The sequence below is a fragment of the Ralstonia sp. VS2407 genome (assembly GCF_052950655.1).
The window spans coordinates 103,103-122,333 of sequence record NZ_JBRFVG010000010.1 but is presented as its reverse complement, the minus strand read 5'-3'; the positions used below and the strand labels follow the sequence as shown (position 1 = coordinate 122,333).

The 19,231-nt window shown below is 66.0% G+C and carries 14 protein-coding genes; 7 read left to right on the top strand and 7 right to left on the bottom strand.

Features of this window, described 5'->3' with window-relative positions; all coding sequences use genetic code 11:
- Positions 1 to 32: 32 nt before the first annotated feature.
- Genes hutI through hutU form a run of 4 tightly spaced genes read right to left on the bottom strand, consistent with a single transcriptional unit; the run spans position 33 to position 5,542 of the window.
- Positions 33 to 1,268, bottom strand: coding sequence for an imidazolonepropionase (gene hutI, locus ACU8YE_RS17205; protein WP_446929239.1), 1,236 nt, complete (start codon positions 1,266 to 1,268; stop codon positions 33 to 35).
- A complete protein-coding gene (hutG, locus tag ACU8YE_RS17200) occupies positions 1,261 to 2,238 on the bottom strand; it encodes a formimidoylglutamase (protein WP_316870142.1) in 978 nt (325 codons plus the stop codon). Before hutG ends, hutI begins: the two co-directional genes overlap by 8 nt.
- A 2-nt stretch (positions 2,239 to 2,240) precedes the next feature.
- Positions 2,241 to 3,797, bottom strand: a complete 1,557-nt coding sequence (gene hutH / locus ACU8YE_RS17195; RefSeq protein WP_446929238.1) for a histidine ammonia-lyase — start codon at positions 3,795 to 3,797, stop codon at positions 2,241 to 2,243.
- Between the two features lie 26 nt (positions 3,798 to 3,823).
- Positions 3,824 to 5,542, bottom strand: a complete 1,719-nt coding sequence (gene hutU, locus ACU8YE_RS17190; RefSeq protein ID WP_316870143.1) for a urocanate hydratase — start codon at positions 5,540 to 5,542, stop codon at positions 3,824 to 3,826.
- 154 nt (positions 5,543 to 5,696) lie between these two features.
- On the opposite strand from hutU, the gene hutC reads away from it, so the two are divergent.
- Complete coding sequence (gene hutC, locus ACU8YE_RS17185; protein ID WP_316654017.1) at positions 5,697 to 6,410, top strand: histidine utilization repressor; 714 nt, start codon at positions 5,697 to 5,699, stop codon at positions 6,408 to 6,410.
- 131 nt (positions 6,411 to 6,541) lie between these two features.
- Positions 6,542 to 6,889 (top strand): carboxymuconolactone decarboxylase family protein, encoded by a 348-nt coding sequence (locus ACU8YE_RS17180; protein ID WP_232040931.1) that lies wholly within the window; start codon positions 6,542 to 6,544, stop codon positions 6,887 to 6,889.
- Positions 6,890 to 6,930: 41 nt separating this feature from the next.
- On the opposite strand, the gene hrcA is transcribed toward ACU8YE_RS17180, so the two are convergent.
- Positions 6,931 to 7,989: a heat-inducible transcriptional repressor HrcA gene (hrcA, locus tag ACU8YE_RS17175; RefSeq protein ID WP_232040932.1), complete on the bottom strand. Its 1,059-nt coding sequence runs from the start codon at positions 7,987 to 7,989 to the stop codon at positions 6,931 to 6,933.
- Positions 7,990 to 8,100: 111 nt separating this feature from the next.
- On the opposite strand from hrcA, the gene ACU8YE_RS17170 reads away from it, so the two are divergent.
- From ACU8YE_RS17170 to mprA, 5 genes are all read left to right on the top strand, one after another.
- Positions 8,101 to 9,039 (top strand): NAD kinase, encoded by a 939-nt coding sequence (locus ACU8YE_RS17170; RefSeq protein ID WP_316878642.1) that lies wholly within the window; start codon positions 8,101 to 8,103, stop codon positions 9,037 to 9,039.
- A gap of 145 nt (positions 9,040 to 9,184) precedes the next feature.
- Complete coding sequence (gene recN / locus ACU8YE_RS17165; RefSeq protein ID WP_440476639.1) at positions 9,185 to 10,891, top strand: DNA repair protein RecN; 1,707 nt, start codon at positions 9,185 to 9,187, stop codon at positions 10,889 to 10,891.
- A gap of 93 nt (positions 10,892 to 10,984) precedes the next feature.
- Positions 10,985 to 11,449, top strand: coding sequence for a hypothetical protein (locus tag ACU8YE_RS17160; RefSeq protein WP_232040935.1), 465 nt, complete (start codon positions 10,985 to 10,987; stop codon positions 11,447 to 11,449).
- Positions 11,450 to 11,713: 264 nt separating this feature from the next.
- The gene (locus ACU8YE_RS17155) at positions 11,714 to 13,351 is read left to right on the top strand and encodes a S8 family peptidase (protein WP_446929237.1); all 1,638 of its coding nucleotides are present in this window, start codon (positions 11,714 to 11,716) and stop codon (positions 13,349 to 13,351) included.
- A 191-nt stretch (positions 13,352 to 13,542) separates the two neighbouring features.
- Entirely contained in the window at positions 13,543 to 15,516 is a 1,974-nt protein-coding gene (gene mprA / locus ACU8YE_RS17150) for an MprA protease, GlyGly-CTERM protein-sorting domain-containing form (protein ID WP_446929236.1), read from the top strand.
- Positions 15,517 to 15,612: 96 nt separating this feature from the next.
- On the opposite strand, the gene rrtA is transcribed toward mprA, so the two are convergent.
- Entirely contained in the window at positions 15,613 to 16,233 is a 621-nt protein-coding gene (rrtA, locus tag ACU8YE_RS17145; RefSeq protein ID WP_446929235.1) for a rhombosortase, read from the bottom strand.
- Positions 16,230 to 19,073, bottom strand: coding sequence for a bifunctional [glutamate--ammonia ligase]-adenylyl-L-tyrosine phosphorylase/[glutamate--ammonia-ligase] adenylyltransferase (gene glnE, locus ACU8YE_RS17140; protein ID WP_446929234.1), 2,844 nt, complete (start codon positions 19,071 to 19,073; stop codon positions 16,230 to 16,232). The genes rrtA and glnE overlap by 4 nt, the downstream gene beginning before the upstream one ends.
- Positions 19,074 to 19,231: the final 158 nt, after the last annotated feature.

Sequence of the window (19,231 nt, the reverse complement as noted above, 5' to 3'; positions counted from 1 at the left end):
CCGATTATACGAGCCGAGTCATCGAGTGTGCCTTACGCCACCACCACGCCGTCCTTGACCACACCGGCACACGGGTTGAGCCCCATCGCATAGGCTAGATCGGCAGGCCGATCGATGCGCCAGAGCGCGAAATCTGCCGCGCAGCCCGGGGCAAGGACCCCACACGTGCCTGACAGACCCAGCGCAGCGGCGGCGTGACGCGTGGCGCCGGTCAGCGCTTCCAGCGGCGTCAGGCGGAACAGCGTGCACGCCATGTTCATCGCCAGCAGCAGCGACGACAACGGCGATGTGCCAGGGTTGCAGTCGGTCGACACGGCCATCGGCACACCGGCGGCGCGCAGCGCGGCCATCGGCGGCAGGCGCGTTTCACGCAGGCAGTAGAACGCGCCGGGCAGCAGTACAGCCACAGTGCCGGCTTGCGCCATGGCGGCCACGCCCGCATCGGTCAGGCATTCGAGGTGATCCGCTGAAAGGCCGCCGTAGCGAGCCACCAGCGCCGCGCCGCCCTGGTCGGAGAGTTGCTCGGCGTGCAGCTTGACCGGCAGGCCGTGACGCTGCGCCGCGTCGAACATGCGCGCCGTCTGTGCGGGCGTGAAGCCGATGGTTTCGCAGAAGGCGTCAACAGCATCGACCAGACCTTCCGCTGCGAGGGCGGGCAGCACATCGATGCAGAGGTGGTCGATGTAGTCATCCGCGCGGCCGGCGAATTCGGGCGGCACGGCATGCGCGCCGAGGAAGGTTGTCCGCACGCGCACCGGCAACGCCTGGCCGAAGCGCCGTGCGACCCGCAGCATGCGGCGCTCCGTTTCCAGGTTCAGGCCGTAGCCGGACTTGATTTCGACGGTGGTAACGCCTTCGGCCCGCAGTGCATTGAGGCGAGGCAGGCTGGCTTCGGCCAACGCGTCTTCGCTGGCCGCCCGCGTGGCACGAACTGTGGAGAGGATGCCGCCGCCCGACCGCGCGATCTCTTCGTACGGCACGCCATTCAGGCGCGCTTCGAATTCATTGCTGCGGTTGCCGGCGTAGACGAGGTGCGTGTGGCAATCGATCAGGCCGGGCGTGAGCCACGCACCGCCGCCATCGTGCTCGCGTGTGGCGCGGGCGTTGACGGGCACATCAGCGCGGTAGCCGAGCCACGCAATGCGGCCGGCCTTGACGGCGATGGCGCCGTCGCGGATCTCGCCGTAGCCGTCAGCGTCGGCGGTGAGCGTGGCAAGGTGGACGTTGGTCCAGAGCGCATCCCAGTGCAGGTTGGCCGGATCAGTCATGTGCGGCTCCCTGCAGGCCAATGCCGTCTGCCACGCGTGCCACGAGGCGGGCAGCGACACGCGCCGTGTGGTTGTCGATGTCGAGCGACGGGTTCAGTTCCGCCACATCCGCCAGCCGCAGCTTGCCCGAGCTGACCACGCGATCGACGATGGGCTCGATCACGTCCATCCCGACGCCGCGTGCCGACGGTGCGCTCACGCCGGGGGCAACAGCGGCCGGCAGCACGTCGAGGCACATCGTCAGATAGACGTGGTCGACCTGGCTCAGGAACACCTCGACCACCTTCAGCACGTGGGCGAGCTGCATGACGTCCATCTCGTCGTCGTGCATCCAGCGCACGCCGAGCTGGCGCGCACGCGCGAACAGCGCTTCGGTGTTGGCGTAGGTGCTCACGCCCAGGCAGGCGTAGTGGAACGGCCAGCCGCGCCGGGCACAGTCTTCGGCGATCTGGCGGAACGGCGTGCCTGAGCTGCCACGCTCACCCGCACGCAGATCGAAATGCGCATCCAGATTGAGAATGCCGATACGCGGGGGCTGGTGGGATTTCGCCGACAGATGCCGCGCCAAGCCGCCAAACGAGGCCCACGCGATCTCATGCCCGCCGCCGAGCGCGATCGGAAACGCGCCGCGATCGAGCAGATCGTGGAGCACACCGGCCAATTCGCTCTGCGCGTCTTCCAGCGCATCGCCTTGGCAAGTCACGTCGCCCGCATCGACGACCACACGGCCGGCACGCGCGGGCAAGTTCGCCAGCATCTTGCGGATGGCGGCGGGGCCCGCCTGTGCGCCGGTTCGCCCGTGGTTGCGTGCGACACCGGCATCGCAGGCGAAACCCGCCAGGGCGACGGTGTTGGCCAGCGGCGTCGATGCATCGATGCGGCGCACCGTCTGGTGCCAACGCAAGCCCAGCGGGCCTTCCTCCGCATCGACGCGGCCTTGCCAGACGTTCGGTTCAGCTTGGGCGAGCATGGTCAGACGAGTGCGAGTTCGCCGACGTGCGCGCGGCACGAATCGCCCAGATCGCCGTCGAGCACGAGGCGGCGGGCGCCTTCGATGTCGGGGGCGAACAGGCGATCTTCACCGTAGTACGCCACACGCGCGCGGATGCAGCCATGCGCCTTCTGGAGCGTGTCGGACGTCGCCAACGGCTTGTGGAAATCGATGCCCTGCGCTGCCGCCAGCGCTTCGATGCCGACGATGGTGGCGGTGTTCTCGGCCATGTCCTGCAAACGGCGGCCGGCGAAGGTCGCCATGCTGACGTGGTCTTCCTGGTTGGCGGAAGTCGGCAGGCTGTCCACGCTGGCCGGGTGGGCAAACGTCTTGTTTTCCGAGGCCAGTGCCGCGGCCGTGACGTGCGCAATCATGAAGCCCGAGTTCAGGCCCGGCTGCTCGACCAGGAACGGCGGCAGGCCCGACAGCGTGGAGTCGATCAGCAGCGCGATGCGGCGCTCCGACAACGCACCGATCTCGGCAATCGCCAGCGCAAGCATGTCGGCGGCAAACGCCACCGGCTCGGCGTGGAAGTTGCCGCCCGAAATCACTTCACCAGCGTCGGCGTAGACCAGGGGGTTGTCGGTCACTGCGTTGGCTTCGGTGAGCAGCGTGGCGCCGGCCTGACGGATCAGGTCGAAACACGCGCCCATGACTTGCGGCTGGCAGCGCAGGCTGTACGGGTCTTGCACGCGCTTGTCGCCCACGAGGTGCGACTGGCGGATGGCGCTGCCGGCCAGCAGGTTGCGGTACACCGCGGCAGTGGCGATCTGCCCCGCCTGACCACGCACGGTGTGCACGCGCGGGTCGAACGGCGCATCGCTGCCCTTGGCGGCATCCACCGACAACGCACCCGACACGGTGGCGGCTTGAAGCAGACGCTCGGCCAGGAACAGGCCGTTGAGCGCCAGCGCGGTCGACACCTGCGTGCCGTTGATGAGCGCCAGGCCTTCCTTGGCGGCCAGTGCGATCGGCTCGATGCCGGCGGCGGCCAACGCGGCACGCGCCGGCGTGCGCACGCCGTTCACACGTACGTCGCCCTCACCCAGCAGGGCAAGCGTCATGTGCGCCAGCGGTGCCAGATCGCCCGACGCGCCCACCGAACCCTTGGACGGAATGCACGGCACGATGCCGGCGTTCAGCAGTGCCAGCAGCGTATCGATCACGGCACGGCGCACGCCCGAATAGCCGCGCGCCAGGCTGGCGGCCTTCATCAGCAGCACCAGTCGCGCCACGTTGTCGCTCAGGTCTTCACCGGTGCCAACGGCGTGCGAGAGGATCAGGTTGCGTTGCAGGCGCTCCAGCTCGTGCGTGGCGATCTGCGTTTTGGCCAGCAGGCCGAATCCGGTGTTGATGCCATAGGCCGGTGCGCCCTTGGCGACGATGGCCTGTACCGTGGCGGCCGACGCTTCAATGGCGGCCGCGCAGTCGCCAGACAGCGCGATGGGCGTCGGGGCCAGCCACACGCGGCGCAGGTCGGCAAAGGACATCTCGCCGGGTTGCAATGTCAGGATGGGGGGCGTGGTCATGGTGTTCATAGCAATACGAGCAGGATGTCTCTAACTTAGCCGATCATCGGCAGGTTCAAACCGTTGCGCTTGGCGCAGGCAATGGCGGTTTCGTAGCCGGCATCGGCATGGCGCATGACGCCGGAGCCGGAATCGTTGACGAGCACACGACCCAGGCGCTTGGCCGCAGCATCGGTGCCGTCGGCGACGATCACCACGCCCGAGTGCTGCGAATAGCCCATGCCGACACCGCCGCCGTGGTGCAGCGACACCCACGTCGCACCGCCGGCCGTGTTGAGCAGCGCGTTGAGCAGCGGCCAGTCCGACACGGCGTCGGTGCCATCGCGCATGGCTTCGGTTTCGCGGTTGGGGCTGGCGACCGAGCCCGTGTCCAGGTGATCGCGGCCGATCACGATGGGCGCCTTCAACTCGCCGTTCTTGACCATCTCATTGAAGGCCAGGCCGGCCAGGTGACGCTCGCCCAGGCCCAGCCAGCAGATGCGTGCGGGCAGCCCCTGGAACGCGATGCGGTCCCGCGCCATGTCGAGCCAGCGATGCACGTGCGTGTTGTGCGGGAAGAGTTCCTTGATCTTGGCGTCGGTCTTGTAGATGTCTTCCGGATCGCCCGACAGCGCCACCCAGCGGAACGGGCCCTTGCCCTCGCAGAACAGCGGACGGATATAGGCCGGCACGAAGCCCGGGAAGTCGAAGGCGTTTTTCACACCCTGGTCGAACGCGACCTGGCGGATGTTGTTGCCGTAGTCGACAGTCGGAATGCCCATGGCCTGGAAATCGAGCATGGCCTGCACGTGCACGGCGCAGGACTTGGCGGCCTCGTCGGTCAGGCGGGCGTGCTGCGACGGATCGCGTTGCGCAGCACGCCATTGCTCGACCGTCCAGCCAATCGGCAGATAGCCGTTGACCAGATCATGCGCCGAGGTCTGGTCGGTCACCAGATCCGGCTTCAGGCCGCCGGCGCGGGCACGCTTGACCAGCTCCGGCAGGATTTCCGCCGCATTGCCGAGCAGGCCGATGGACACGGCCTCGCCGCGTTCGCAATGGTGGCGAATCAGGTTGAATGCGTCGTCGATGTCCTTGGCCTGCTTGTCGAGGTAGCGCGTACGCAGGCGGAAATCGATGCTCGATTGCTGGCATTCGATGTTCAGCGACACGGCACCGGCCAGTGTTGCGGCCAGCGGCTGCGCGCCGCCCATGCCGCCCAGGCCCGCAGTCAGGATCCACTTGCCGGCCAGCTTGCCGTCGTAGTGCTGGCGGCCCGCCTCGGCAAACGTTTCGTAGGTGCCCTGGACGATGCCCTGGCTACCGATGTAGATCCAGCTGCCGGCAGTCATCTGGCCGTACATGAACAGGCCCTTGCGATCCAGTTCGTTGAAGTGTTCCCAGTTCGCCCACTTGGGCACGAGGTTGGAGTTGGCGATCAGCACGCGCGGTGCATCCGGGTGGGTCTTGAACACGCCCACCGGCTTGCCCGATTGCACGAGCAGCGATTCGTCGTCGTTCAGCTCGCGCAGCGTCTCCAGGATCTTGTCGAAGCAGGCCCAGTCGCGCGCGGCGCGGCCGATGCCGCCGTACACGACGAGGTGCTTGGGGTTCTCGGCCACGTCCGGGTCGAGGTTGTTCTGCAGCATCCGGTAAGCCGCTTCGGTCAGCCAGCTCTTGCAGTGCAGCTCGGTGCCGCGAGGGGCGCGGATTTCACGCGAGGCGTCGTAGCGCGGATCGTTGGTCAGGTGGGCAGCGTTGGTCGGGGCGTTCATGTGAGGTCTCCTGCGAACTCCTTTGTCATGGAGCGCATCTTATGTTGTATATACAACTTAGGCAAGAAAACTTTACAAGCTAAGAGCAAACCCTGATGATGACCACCATCCGCACATCACATCGGCCGCCCAAACCGCACCGCAAGCCACGTCCATGTCACACGACCCATCCGCCAGCACGCCCGCCTTCCAGCGCATCAAGGAAGACATCCTCATGCGCATCCGCAGCGGCGAGTGGCAGGAAGGGGAAATGATTCCGGGGGAGACCACGCTCGCGCAGACGTTTGGCGTGTCGCGCATGACGGTCAATCGCGCGCTGCGCGAGCTGACCGCCGAGCAGATCCTCACGCGTGTGCAGGGGTTGGGGACGTTCGTCGCGCAGCAGAAATACCAGGCGACGCTGGTGGCGATCCGCAACATCGCCGAGGAAATTGCCGCACGCGGTCACCGGCACCGTGCCGAGCTGCACAAGCTGGAGCGCGCCCGCGCCAACGAAGCGATGGCCGCGTCCTTCGGCGTACCGGTGGGGCGCGCCCTGTTCCATTCGCTGATCGTGCACTTCGAGAATGACCTGCCGATCCAGGTGGAAGACCGCTGGGTGAATGCCGGGCTGGCCCCTGACTATATGCAGCAGGATTTCACGCAGACCACGCCAAACGCCTACCTCATGCGTGCCGCCCCGTTGCAGGGCGTGGATTACGGCATCGAGGCGCGCCTGCCGCCGCGCGAGATCGCCGAGATGCTGCAGATGGATGTGCGTGAGCCGTGCCTGATGCTGCGGCGCAAGACGCTATCCCAGGGCCAGGTCGCCTCCGTGGCAACCATGTGGCACCCGGGCGGGCGGTATCAGTTCACGGGCAGTTTCTAAGCGCGTCGTTGCGCTACATCATGACCTTGCCCCGGGGCGCGGACGAGAATGCTCGAAAAGATGCGCGGCGGCTGATGCCAGTCCGCCCAGTTCGCTACCTCACTCCACACCCGGCCCAGGAGAGCACTGTCATGAGCGGCATGCCCGAATTCAAAAGCGTGGTCAAAGATGTGTCTGCGCACATGCGCAGCTTGCGCGAATCGCAGCCGGAGTTGATGACGGCATTCAGCCAACTGGCGGCAGCCGGCACAAAAGACGGCGCACTGAGCAAGAAGACGCGGGAATTGGTGGCGCTGGGAATAGCCATTTCCAGCCGCTGCGACGACTGCATCGGCTTCCATGTCCAGGCGCTGGTCAAACTCGGCACAACCCGTGCCGAACTGGAAGAGGTGTTGGGAACAGCCGTCTACATGGGAGGCGGCCCTTCGATGATGTACGCCACGCATGCGCTGGCGGCGTTCGAGCAGTTTTCAGCCTGAGACATTGGCGGGCAACCCGGCCCGCCACAGGCGGCGTTGTTTCAATACTGGCTGAGGGTGCTGGATAGCAGCTTGGCTGTGATATCCACGATCGGGATCACGCGCTCATACGCCATGCGCATCGGCCCGATCACGCCCAGCGTGCCGACAATCTTGCCGTCCACCTCGTACGGCGCGGTGATGACGGCCATGTCTTCGTGCGGCACAAGGCTGCTTTCGCCGCCGATGAAGATCTGCACGCCCTCGGCACGGCTCGATACGTCCAGCAGTTGCAGCAGGCCGGTCTTCTGTTCGAACACGGCAAAGAGCCGGCGCAGCTTGTCCATGGAAGAAGACAAATCTTCCACGTCCAGCAGCTTGCGCTCGCCCGAAATGACGACCGGTTCCTCTTCCGACGCGGCACTGCTGCCCGCTTCCACGGCAGCCTGCATCAGCGCGGTCATGTCGGCCTGCAGTGCAGACAGCTCGCCGCGCAGGCTTTCGCGCACCGCATCGAACGTCTGGCCGCCGTAGTGTGCATTGATGTAGTTGGCCGCTTCCACCAGTTGCGACGGGCTGTACGGCGTATCGGTATGGATGATGCGGTTCTGCACGTCGCCTTCGGGCGTGACGACGATCAGCAGGATGCGCGATTCGGACAGCCTCAGGAATTCGATCTGCCGGAACGCATGCGTGCGGCGCGGCGTCATCACGATGCCGGCAAACTGCGAGAGGTTGGACAAGGTCTGCGCCGCCGCCGCAATCACCCGCTGCGACGATTCCGACCCATGCGACGCCAGCTGCGTGCGCACCTGCTCGGCAATCGCACCCACCATCTGCTGCGCCATGCGGTCTTGCGTGCTCAGCACATCCAGCGGGCTGGCCGTCAGCATCGTATCGACGAAGAGGCGATAGCCGCGTGGCGTCGGCACGCGCCCGGCGGAGGTGTGGGGGCTCGCGATGAAGCCCATCTCCTCGAGGTCGGACATCACATTGCGGATGGTGGCCGGCGACAGATCGAGCCCCGAATACTTCGACAAGGTGCGCGAGCCCACGGGCTGGCCCTCGGCGATATACCGTTCGATCAAGGTCTTGAGGAGGATAGTGGCGCGCTTGTCCATGATTCTTCAATTTTACGCAAAATCGGCGCCCGTCTACGGGTGATGTCGGCGTTTCTCCACGAAACACGTGCTGACGTGGCGACGGTCATATCGATATGGTGTAATGCGCGCATGTCGATTCCCTCGTCCGCCGTGGCCCCGCAAGCTCCCGCCGCCTCGCCCGTTTCGCCTTTCAAGACCGTTGCGCTGGTCGGCCGGTATTCGGCTGCCAACATTGCCGGCCCCCTTATGGAACTGGCGTCGTGCATTGCCGCGCGCGGGCATGACATTGTCTTCGAGCGCGAAACGGCGCTCAACATCGGCGTCCAGGACTACCCTGCCCTGCCGCCCGAAGAGATGGCGCGCCACGCCGACGTGGCCGTCGTGCTCGGCGGTGACGGCACGCTGCTCGGCATTGGACGCCACCTGGCCGGTGCCAGCGTCCCCGTGATCGGCGTCAACCACGGGCGGCTCGGCTTCATGACCGACATTCCATTCGACGACGTACACACCGTGCTGCCCGACATGTTGTCGGGCCGCTACGAGGCCGAAACCCGCACGCTGCTGCAGGCTCAGGTCGTGCGCGACGACGAGGTCATCTTCTCCGCCCTCGCCTTCAACGACGTGGTAGTCAACCGCTCGGGCACCTCGGGCATGGTGGAGCTTGCCGTGTCGGTCGACGGCTTCTTCATGTACAACCAGCGTTCGGACGGCTTGATCGTCTCCACGCCCACGGGCTCGACGGCGTATGCGTTGTCTGCCGGCGGGCCGATCCTGCATCCCGCGCTCTCGGGTCTGGTGCTGGTGCCCATCGCACCGCACTCGCTGTCGAACCGGCCGATTGTCATTCCGCAAGACGCCGAGGTGGTCATCCAGGTCACCAGCGGGCGCGATGCCAGCGTCAACTTCGACATGCAGTCGCTCACGTCACTGCTGCCCGGTGACCGCATCGTGGTGCGCCGCTCGGAGCGCACGGTGCGGCTGCTGCACCCGATCGGCTACAACTACTACGCCACGCTGCGCAAGAAGCTGCACTGGCACGAGTATCCGACCGAAGACAACCGGCTCTAAGAACCTGCCCATGATCCTACTGCGCGGCCCGATCTTGAACTTGCAATGCTCGCCGTACGCATGTACGGCTGCGCTTCTCGCTTCAACCTCGAGCCGCTCGCTACGAATCATGGGCAGGTACTAAAACTCCTCGCTCACCGCTTCCATGCTGCGCAGCCTCACCATCCGCGATTTCGTCATCGTTCACGCGCTGGATCTCGATCTGGCCGACGGTTTTACCGTGTTTACGGGCGAGACCGGCGCGGGCAAATCCATCCTGATCGATGCACTTGCACTCACGCTGGGTGAGCGCGCCGATGCGGCTGTCGTGCGCGAAGGCGCGCCGCGTGCCGACATCACCGCCGAGTTCGACGTGCATCCGCATGTGGCCGCATGGCTGGAGGCACATGAACTGCACGACGACGAGGGCGTGATCCTGCTGCGTCGCACAGTCGATGCTGCCGGCCGCAGCAAAGCCTTCATCAACGGCGCGGCCGTCACGCTGGCGCAGCTGCGCGAGGTGGGCGAACAACTGGTCGACATCCACGGTCAGCACGCGCATCAACTGCTGCTGAAGGCGGATGCGCAGCGCAGCCTCCTCGACGCCCATGCGGGCCTGGAAGGCGCCGTGCGCGTGGTCGGAGAACGTTACCGGGAGTGGCATGCCGTGGTGCGGGCACGCGAAGCCGCCGAGCAGCAGTCGCGCGAAGTCCAGCTCGAGCGCGAGCGCATCGAATGGCAGGTCAACGAATTGCAGAAACTCGCCCCGCAACCTGGCGAGTGGGAAGAGGTCCAGGCCGAGCACCACCGCCTGTCGCACGCAGCCAGCCTGATCGAAGGCACGCGCGCGGCGCTGGATGGGTTGTCCGAGTCGGAAGGTGCGGTGCTCACGCAACTGGGCGCGACGCTCCATACGCTGCGTGAACTGGCCGAGATCGACCCCGCGCTTACCGACGTGCTGGCTGCACTTGAGCCGGCCGAGGTGCAGATCCAGGAGGCCGTGCACACGCTCGCCCGCTATGCCGATCGCGCCGAGCTGGACCCGGACCGCCTGGCCGAAGTTGACGCACGCATGCAGGCACTGCACACCATGGCACGCAAATACCGCGTCGCCCCCGAAACGCTGCCCGCTGAACTGGCTGAACGGCAGGCGCAACTGGCCGCGCTGCAAGCGGCATCCGACCTGGACGCGCTGCAGGCCCAGGAAGCGCAAACCCAAGCCGCCTATATGACGGTCGCGCAATCGCTGTCGCGCGACCGCGCCAAGGCCGCGCGCGAGTTGGCCGACGCGGTGACCGGCGCCATGCAAGGCCTGTCGATGGCCGGCGGGCGCTTCGACATCGCGCTGCACGCGCTGGAACATGGCGGGGCAGCGGGGCTGGAGCAAGTCGAATTCCTCGTCGCGGGGCATGCGGGCGTGTCACCACGGCCGTTGGCGAAGGTCGCCTCGGGCGGCGAGCTGGCGCGGATCAGCCTGGCCATCTCGGTGATTGCCAGCGAGGCAAGCCCGACGCCCACGCTGATCTTCGACGAAGTGGATTCCGGCATCGGCGGTGCGGTGGCAGAAGTCGTGGGACGACGCCTGCGCGAACTCGGCATGCGCCGCCAAGTGCTGTGCGTCACGCACCTGCCGCAAGTAGCCGCGCTCGCCAATCACCATATTCAAGTCGCCAAGCAGACGGTCGCCGGCAGCACGCGGTCCGACCTCGTGGTGCTGGACGCCACGGGCCGCGTGGACGAGATCGCCCGCATGCTGGGCGGGGCGTCGCTCACCGACACCACGCGGCGCCATGCAGACGAGATGCTCGCCGCGGGCCGTGCGCAATCGGCACCTGAATCCGCGGCGCGAAAATCCCGCCGCGTGGCACAGTGATCGCCTATACCGGAACCATTGCTGCCAGGGTTGGCACGAACATTCCGGATGCACGCGCTACAAACACCCTCTACCGAATCCAAGGAGAACTTCATGGCCCGCATGGCCCGCACGATCCAACCGGCTGCCCGCCCTCGATCCCTGCTGTCGACCGCCAAGCCTGCGCTGGCCGCGGCTCTCGGCCTGTGCCTGCTGGCCGCGTGCAAGTCCGTGCCGGCCATTGATCCGGGCAAACCGCCTGCCATGGACCCCGCCTCGGCCAACACCCAGCCTCCTGCTTCCGTGTCGGCTGCACATAGTCTGGGCGACATCATCATCGGCCTGAGCACGCCGACCACCTCGTCCGCCACCGTGCAAGGCGTGCTGGATGCTGCCGGCGCACGCGCAACGCCGCGCCTGGCCTTTGCGGTGGTGCGTCCGATGTCGGGTGGATTCTGGGTGGTGCGCGCCAGCTCGGGCGATGCATCGGCCACGCTGGATGGCGCAGTGACAGCGTTGCGCGGCACGCCCGGCATCGCTTCGGCCGACCCGGATCGCATCATGAAGATTCAACGCTGAACTACCGCGACACCACTCTACACTGTGAATGATCGGGCGCCGCCTGGCGTCCGGTTCCGGCTCCACACTCCTTCGCCAGGCCCGCATTCTGCTTCAGCAGCAACGCACCAGCCGGCCTTTTTCCCCTCGCAAACGTGATCGGCCATCGCCGCCACACCAAGCGGACAAGTCGCGTGCTACCTTTGGTTTTGTGTAACGGTATGTCAACGATCACATCCTGACGACGTTTCTCATTACAACGAGACCCCCACGGAGCACCCGCTGATGACCCCCTCCCTCTTCCGGTTGAAGTCTTGGCTCCGCGCGGGCGCCGGCCTGGCCTGTCTTGCCTGGGTGATGGGCAGCCAGGTCGCCACAGCTGCCGCGCCGCTGCCGCAATACACCGGTGACCTGATCATCAAATGGCGCGACGACACGAGTGGCACGCGCAAGACGCTTTCCGCCAGCGAGGCGAACAACCGCTTGCTGTCGGTAGCGCAAGCAGCGGGCAGCACGCTGCAGGTCAAGCGCACGCTGGGCACCAATGCGCAGCTCATGCACACCGGCCTGACCGATGCGGCCAGCATCCAGGCCACCGTCGACAAGATCGCGCAGGACGCCCGCGTGGCCTATGTCGTGCCGGATCGCATCCTGCGGCCCAACACCATTCCGAACGATCCGCTGTTCGCCACGCAGAACAACCTGGCCGCACCGGCGCTGGTACCGGGCGGCATCAACGCAGCCGCGGCGTGGAGCATCACGCAGGGCTCCACGGGCATCGTGGTGGCGGTGGTCGATACCGGCTACACCGATCATCCCGACCTGTCAGCCAAGATCCTGCCGGGCTACAACTTCATCTCGGACCCGGCCCGCGCGGGTAACACCTTCGGCCGGGGAACGGACGCGCATGACTTGGGCGATGGCGTAACGAGCACGGATGTCGCAAACATTTCGGGCTGCACCAGCAGCGATATCGCCAATAGCAGCTGGCACGGCACCGAGGTCAGCAGCGTGCTCGCCGCCCAGACAAACAACACCCTCGATATTGCAGGGGTCGGCTGGAATACGCCGATCGTGCCGGTACGCGTGTCGGGCAAATGCGGCGCGCTGCTTTCCGACACGGTGGACGGCATGCTGTGGGCGGGCGGCATCAACGTGTCCGGCGTGCCGACCAACGCCAACCCGGCGCGTGTGGTGAACGTGAGCCTGGGCAGCACGACGCAGTGCTCTGCAGCAGAACAGGACGCGGTGAACCAGTTGGCCGCACGCGGCGCCATCGTGGTGGCGGCCGCCGGCAATGAAGCCGCGCAGACCGTTGATGCGCCGGCCAATTGCGCAGGCGCCATCGCCGTCACCGCGCACGTCGACAGCGGCGAAAACGCCAGCTACGCAAACGTGGGGCCCCAGGTGGCGTTGTCCGCGCCGGGCGGTGGCTGCGGCAACTCGAAGGTCGTTACGAGTACAACTCCGGCCACTTGTGCGGAACCCGTTTCCGTCATCCAGGCCGACTCGAACGATGGTACGCAGAGCGTCGGCAACCCCACGGTCAAGTCGGTGGCAGGTACGAGCTTCTCGACACCGGAAACAGCCGGCACCATCGCGTTGATGCTGAGCGTGCAACCACAGTTGTCGAACGCGCAGGTATTGGCGGGTCTGAAGCAGACCGCACGCCCGCACCCGAGCGGCACGTTTTGCGCCGTGAACACCGGCATCTGCGGCGCGGGCCTGCTGGATACCGCAGGTGCTGTCAGTTATGCCCAGAACACGGCGCCTGCCGGCGCGGGTAGTGGCACGACGGGGTCGGGTGGATCGACCGGGAGTTCCAGCAGCGGTGGTGGGGGCGGGGCCGTGCCACTGGTTGGGGGGGCGCTGCTGTTGGCGCTGGGGCTCGGATGCCGACGCAAGCGCACGTTGCCGCATTGACGCACCTTTGGCTTGAGCAAGACCGCCTCCCGATGGGGGCGGTTTTCATTTGCGCCACTCCTGCGCACCGCCTCCCAGCCACCGATACTAGGGTTTATGCCTAGTACGATCGACGCGACGCTGTCTCAATCCTTTTGGACAATGCAAACGCAAGCTTTGCAATTCCTTACAAAAAAGACAGGACTGCTCTGATGAAGACAATGGTTGCCGGGGGTGTAGTGCAGGCGCTGGTGGCGCTTGGGCTGGTGTCGTATCACGTTGCGCCGGCGCTGGCCGTGGAGAAATCCGCCACGTTCAATACGCAGTTGCAATGGGTGACGCAGTTGGTCGTGAAAGAGAAAAGCACGGGACTGAAGACGCAATCGGTTGCAACAGGTGGGGCGGTGCCCCCCGCAGACGTGGCAACGGTGCAACGCTGGTCGGCGGCAGCACAGTTGCCGATGGCGTACAAGCGCCCGATGTCGGGTGGGGCACACGTACTGACGTTGCCCAAGGTCATGACGCTGGAAGACGCCCAGATCATCGCGCAGCGTATGGAGGCCACCGGCGAGTTCGAATATGTATCGCCCGACCGCATCATGCGGCCGATGGCACTGGCGACCGATCCGCTGTTCGGCCAGCAATGGAACCTGCTGGCGCCGACCGCAAGTGCGCCCGGTGGCGCCAACGTAACGGCCGCGTGGGATACCACCACCGGTGTCAACACCGTTGGCGTTGGCATTGTCGATACCGGCATCCGCGCAGACCATACCGACTTTGCCGGGATCAGCTTCGGCACTGGCCGCAACTTCGTCAGCAGCAACGCCATGACGGGCAGCCCCGATCCGAAGACGGGCAATACGATCCCATCCGGATTCGTCAACAACGGCGCCAACAATGCGCTGGCGAATACCGACCCCTCCGACCCGGGCGATTGGGTGACCAGCAACGACGCCGCGCTCTACCCGACGTTTTGCGGCAGCTCGGCAAGCGACAGCAGTTGGCATGGCACCTTCGTCGCTGGCCAGATCGGGGCGCAGCGTAACAACGGCATCGGCATCGCAGGCATTGCCCCCCGCGTGCGTTTGCAGATGGCGCGGGCACTGGGCAAGTGCGGCGGCGCCACGTCCGACATCATGGACGCCGTGACGTGGCTGTCGGGCGGCTCGGTGCCGGGCGTCACAAGCAACCCGACACCAGTCAAGGTCATCAACATGAGCCTGGGCGGCTCCGGGAGCTGTTCGACGCTGGAGCAGAACAGCATTACCGCAGCACGTGCGTTGGGTGTGACGATTGTCGCCGCCACCGGCAACGAGGCTGGGCCTGTGGATGCGCCCGCCAACTGCACGGGCACCATCGCCGTGACAGCCCACACGCTGGAAGGCGACAACGCGTTTTACGCCAATGTCGGTGCGCAAACGGTGATCAGCGCGCCAGGCGGCGGTGCGGGCACGGTCATCTCCGGCTCCTCCAGCAAAATCGTGTCGCTGTCCAACACCAGCAAGACGTCGCCTGTGGCGTCTCCCACGGGCGACGCCTACGCGCAGGACATCGGCACATCGATGGCCACGCCGCATGTAGCAGCCACCGCAGCACTGATGCTATCGGTTCAGCCCGCGCTCACGCCAGACAACATCACGGCGATCATCAGGCAATCGGCGCGACCGTTCGTCGCCGGCACTTACTGCGCAACACACGCTGGCGTTTGCGGCGCCGGTACGCTGGACGCCGGTGCGGCCGTCGCGCAGGCGCAAGGTTTGCCGACCGTGCATGCCACGGCATCGGCCTCGAGCGTGACCGCCAACACGGCCGTCACGCTGACGTCAGTAGGCGGCGCCGGCTATAACAGAACGGCCAGTAGCACCGTCTGGGCCCAGATCGCCGGAACGCCCGTTACCCTGACAACGACCGGCCCCGATGCCAACGGCGTCAGCACAGCCACGTTCACACCGGGCGTCGCCGGCGTGTACAGCTTTAGCGTGACGTTGACGAACAGCGCGGGCGCCACCGCCTCCGATACGGCCAGTGTGACTGCTACGGCGGCAGCGACGACATCGGGTTCAGGTACGGGTAGCGGAAGTGCGACTAGCAGTAGCGGCGGCGGCGGCGGTGGCAACATCCCCCTGTGGCCGGGAAGTCTGCTACTCGCCGCCGGCGTGCTCACATTCCGCCGTCGCAAGGGCTGATCGAGCAATCTCGCGATCGTCTAAACGCAAAACGGACACCCTGGCCCTCGCCGGCGTGTCCGCTTTTTTTGGCTCGGCACAGACCTGCTCTGCCGATCAACCCTGCGCCTGTTTCCTGCCTTGCGCGCCCCACTCCCCCAACACCCATATCAGCAACCCGCTCGCCGCGCCAAACGCATGCGCAATGCGCACCACGCCAAACCCCCAGTGCGGGTCAAAGGCGATGGGCGACAGCCAGGATTGCTCCAGCCACACCTTCACCAGCACGCCTGCGCACAGCGCCACGCCAATCCAGCGTGAGAAACGATCCTCTGCCGCGTCCGTGGATGGCCTCAGCAGCCGTAGCCCGCCCCATGCCGCCAAGCCATGCAGCGCGCCGGAAAGCCCTCCGTACCACTGCAACGTCGGCTGACTAAGCAGGGCGATCTGGACGAGCACCCCGCACGCCACCAGCACTCCAACGATGACTTGCGGCCGCAACACGCGCGCCAGCATCAGGATGAGCCCCACGGCTGCCATTGCATCGCCGAGCCAATGCCACTGGTCCAGATGCACCCACATGGCGGTCACGATGCGCCACCACTGCCCTGTTCGCACGGCGTCGCGTTGATACAGCCCGACCGCATACAACCACGGCACGAACGAGAACGCCGCCGACAGCGCAGCCACACCGGCGCACGCGGCCCACGTGTGCAGCGTTTGCCGATGCACCCTCATTGCGCAGGCCCGAATACTTGCTTCCACAACGCACGTACGTGAGCGGCCTCGCGCGCGCAGGTGTCGATCGGTACGCGGGCAGTGGGTTGCCCGTCGAGCCGTAATTTGTGCTGGCGCGCGCGAAAGTCCCGATAGGCATCGGCCACTTGCGCGGCCGCTGTCGCATCGATCAACCCCAGTTCGCCAGCCATGCGCAGTAGCGCGATGTTGCCCTTGTTGAGGGTCAGCTCGGCATGCGCTGCGCTATGCAAAAGCACCAGGAACTGCACGGTGAATTCGATATCGACCATGCCCCCGCGATCGTGCTTGAGATCAAACAGCCCCGTCGGGTTCGCATGGCCTTCGGCCACGCGTTCGCGCATCGCCACGATTTCGTCGCGCAGCGGGCCGGGCTCGCGCGCCTGGCGCAATACGGCGGTACGCAACACCTCGAAGCGCTCGCCGATTTCCGCATCGCCGGCACAGAAGCGTGCACGCGTGAGCGCCTGGTGCTCCCACACCCACGCTGCGTTGTCGCCCTCGCGCATCTGATAGCGGCGGAACGCCTCGAAGTGCGTGACCATCAGGCCCGCCGCACCGTTCGGGCGCAATCGCGTATCGACGTCGAACAGCGTGCCGGCGGCGGTATGGCTGGTCAGCCAGGTAATGAGCTTGCGTGCGAATGACGCGTACACGTCCGGCGCGCGCTCGTCATCGTCGTCATACAGGAAGATGATGTCGAGGTCCGACGCATAGCCCAGTTCCTTGCCGCCGAGCCGCCCGTAGGCGACCACGGCAAAGCGCGGCACCTCGCGGTAGCGTGTCGAGACCTGCTGCCAGACGGTTTCAAGCGTCAGGTCCAGCACGGCATCGGCCAGATCGGAAAGCCGGTCGCTGATGTGCTCGACACTCAGCATGCCCTGCAAATCCTGCAACAGCACGCGGAAGGTCTCCGCATGGTGCTCCTGACGCAGGATATCCATCTGCATCTCGACATGGTCGGACGCTGCCTGCAGGCGTTCGCGCACGCGCGCCCGGAAGGCGGGCCAATCGGGCTCGGCCGACAGGGCTTCCACGTCGAGCAGCTCATCGAGCAGTTGCGGATGACGCGTGAGGTAGTCCGCCGCCCAGCGCGACGCATGCAGCGTGTGGGCCACGCGCTCCATGGCCTGCGGATATTCGCTCAGCAGCGAGAGGTACGAGGATCGCCGGCTGATCGCGTCAAAGAAATCGAGAAAGCGCGCGATGGTGACATCGGCATCTGTCTGCCGCGATGCCTGGTCAAGGGCTCGGTTGATCAGCAAATCGAAACGCTGGCGGCTGACTTCAGACAACGCGCGATAACGCGGCGAATTGCGCGTCGCACGCAGTCGCTCCAGCACGCTGTCGGGGTTCGCATAGCCGAGTTCGGCGAGCTGTGCGCGGGCGGTTTCCGTGTGCTCGTCGTCGAGCAGATCCGCATGCCAGACGGCGGCGCACGGCGGCTGGCTGTCCTGCTTGTCGGAGAAGGTTTGATCGAAATGTTGTGCGACTTCGTCCTGGTACGCCTCGAGCCTGGTGACCAGCGCCACATAATCGTCAAAGCCCATCATGCGTGCCACGCGCAGCTGATCTTCCGGCGAGCCCGGCAGGTTGTGCGTCTGTGCGTCTTCGATGTACTGCAGGCGGTGTTCAAGCTGGCGTAGGAAGCGATAGGCCTCGGTCAGGCGCGCCACGGCTTCGGCATCGATCAGGCCGCGCTCCGACGCCGCCCGAAGCACCTCCAGCGTAGGCCGCACGCGCAGCCCGAAATCCTGCCCGCCGCGAATGAGCTGAAACACCTGCGCGACGAATTCGATCTCGCGAATGCCGCCGCGCCCGAGCTTGATGTTGGGCGAGCGCGCCTGCAGGTGGCCCGCGTTATCGCGCTGCTGGTTGGCGCCATTGCTGCGCTTGGCGGCCTCGTTGCGGATCTGCGCATGCAGCGCGCGAATGGCGGAGATCACGCCGTAGTCGAGATAGCGCCGGAAGACGAACGGGCCCGTCACGCGCTCCAACTGTTGAATGACCCGGGCCGCATGCGGACTGGTCGGGTCGGTGATCACGCGGCCCTTGATCCAGGCGTAGCGCTCCCACTCGCGGCCCTGCACGACGAAGTATTCCTCCAGCATGCCCAGGCTGCACGCGAGCGGTCCCGCATCGCCGTTCGGGCGCAGGCGCATATCGACGCGGAAGACGTAGCCGTCCTCCGTCACGTCGGCCAGCGCATTGATCAGCCGCCGGCCAAGCTTCGTGAAATATTCATGATTGGAGAGCGGGCGCGGGCCGCCCTGCGTGTCGCCGTCATCGTCGTAGAGAAAGATCAGGTCGATGTCGGACGAGACGTTCAGCTCGCGCCCGCCCAGCTTGCCCATGCCGACCACCACCAGTTCCTGCACCTCGCCGGAGGATTGCCCGATCGGCTGGCCGTGCAGCGCGCGCAGTTCCTGGCCGATCAAGGAAATGGCCGTGCGCACGGCAAACTCGGCCAGGTCGGTCATCGTTCCCGTGACCTCATCGAGCGTCGCGGCGCCGGACAAATCGCGCTCAACCAGTGTGCCGAAAACTTCATTGCGCAGCAGGCGCAAGGCGCGCTTGAGCGCAGTCTCGACCTCCACGGCCTTGGTATCGAACAGCTCGGTAAAGCGCGCCGACAGCCACGCCACGTCAATCGGCTGCCCTGCGCCGGCCTGCACGCGCTCGGCCCAGCCTTCGCGCGCTTGCGCCTGGCGCTGGAGATAGCGCGAATACGCAAGTGCAAAGGGCAGCGCGGCGGCGGGAGCCTCCGGCGCGCGGGCCGGAGCTTGCAGAAATGGCTGGGCGGACAAGGCGGAATCAGTCATGCGGACGCATCGAGCATTGGCGGAAGCATCCATTCTCGCTGAAATGCGCGCCGATACACGCAGGGCAATCCGTGATCACCAACGTTCACGGGCACTGGGCGTGCTTGCCGCTGGGCAGGCGCCACACCGAACCCCAAATGTGGCGCCACCTCCTGAAT

What these genes read in the sequence shown, in the direction of transcription:
- hutI (WP_446929239.1), bottom strand. Translation starts at nt 1,268, where the DNA reads ATGACTGATCCGGCCAACCTGCACTGGGATGCGCTCTGGACCAACGTC.
- hutG (WP_316870142.1), bottom strand. Translation starts at nt 2,238, where the DNA reads ATGCTCGCCCAAGCTGAACCGAACGTCTGGCAAGGCCGCGTCGATGCG.
- hutH (WP_446929238.1), bottom strand. Translation starts at nt 3,797, where the DNA reads ATGAACACCATGACCACGCCCCCCATCCTGACATTGCAACCCGGCGAG.
- hutU (WP_316870143.1), bottom strand. Translation starts at nt 5,542, where the DNA reads ATGAACGCCCCGACCAACGCTGCCCACCTGACCAACGATCCGCGCTAC.
- hutC (WP_316654017.1), top strand. Translation starts at nt 5,697, where the DNA reads ATGTCACACGACCCATCCGCCAGCACGCCCGCCTTCCAGCGCATCAAG.
- ACU8YE_RS17180 (WP_232040931.1), top strand. Translation starts at nt 6,542, where the DNA reads ATGAGCGGCATGCCCGAATTCAAAAGCGTGGTCAAAGATGTGTCTGCG.
- hrcA (WP_232040932.1), bottom strand. Translation starts at nt 7,989, where the DNA reads ATGGACAAGCGCGCCACTATCCTCCTCAAGACCTTGATCGAACGGTAT.
- ACU8YE_RS17170 (WP_316878642.1), top strand. Translation starts at nt 8,101, where the DNA reads ATGTCGATTCCCTCGTCCGCCGTGGCCCCGCAAGCTCCCGCCGCCTCG.
- recN (WP_440476639.1), top strand. Translation starts at nt 9,185, where the DNA reads ATGCTGCGCAGCCTCACCATCCGCGATTTCGTCATCGTTCACGCGCTG.
- ACU8YE_RS17160 (WP_232040935.1), top strand. Translation starts at nt 10,985, where the DNA reads ATGGCCCGCATGGCCCGCACGATCCAACCGGCTGCCCGCCCTCGATCC.
- ACU8YE_RS17155 (WP_446929237.1), top strand. Translation starts at nt 11,714, where the DNA reads ATGACCCCCTCCCTCTTCCGGTTGAAGTCTTGGCTCCGCGCGGGCGCC.
- mprA (WP_446929236.1), top strand. Translation starts at nt 13,543, where the DNA reads ATGAAGACAATGGTTGCCGGGGGTGTAGTGCAGGCGCTGGTGGCGCTT.
- rrtA (WP_446929235.1), bottom strand. Translation starts at nt 16,233, where the DNA reads ATGAGGGTGCATCGGCAAACGCTGCACACGTGGGCCGCGTGCGCCGGT.
- glnE (WP_446929234.1), bottom strand. Translation starts at nt 19,073, where the DNA reads ATGACTGATTCCGCCTTGTCCGCCCAGCCATTTCTGCAAGCTCCGGCC.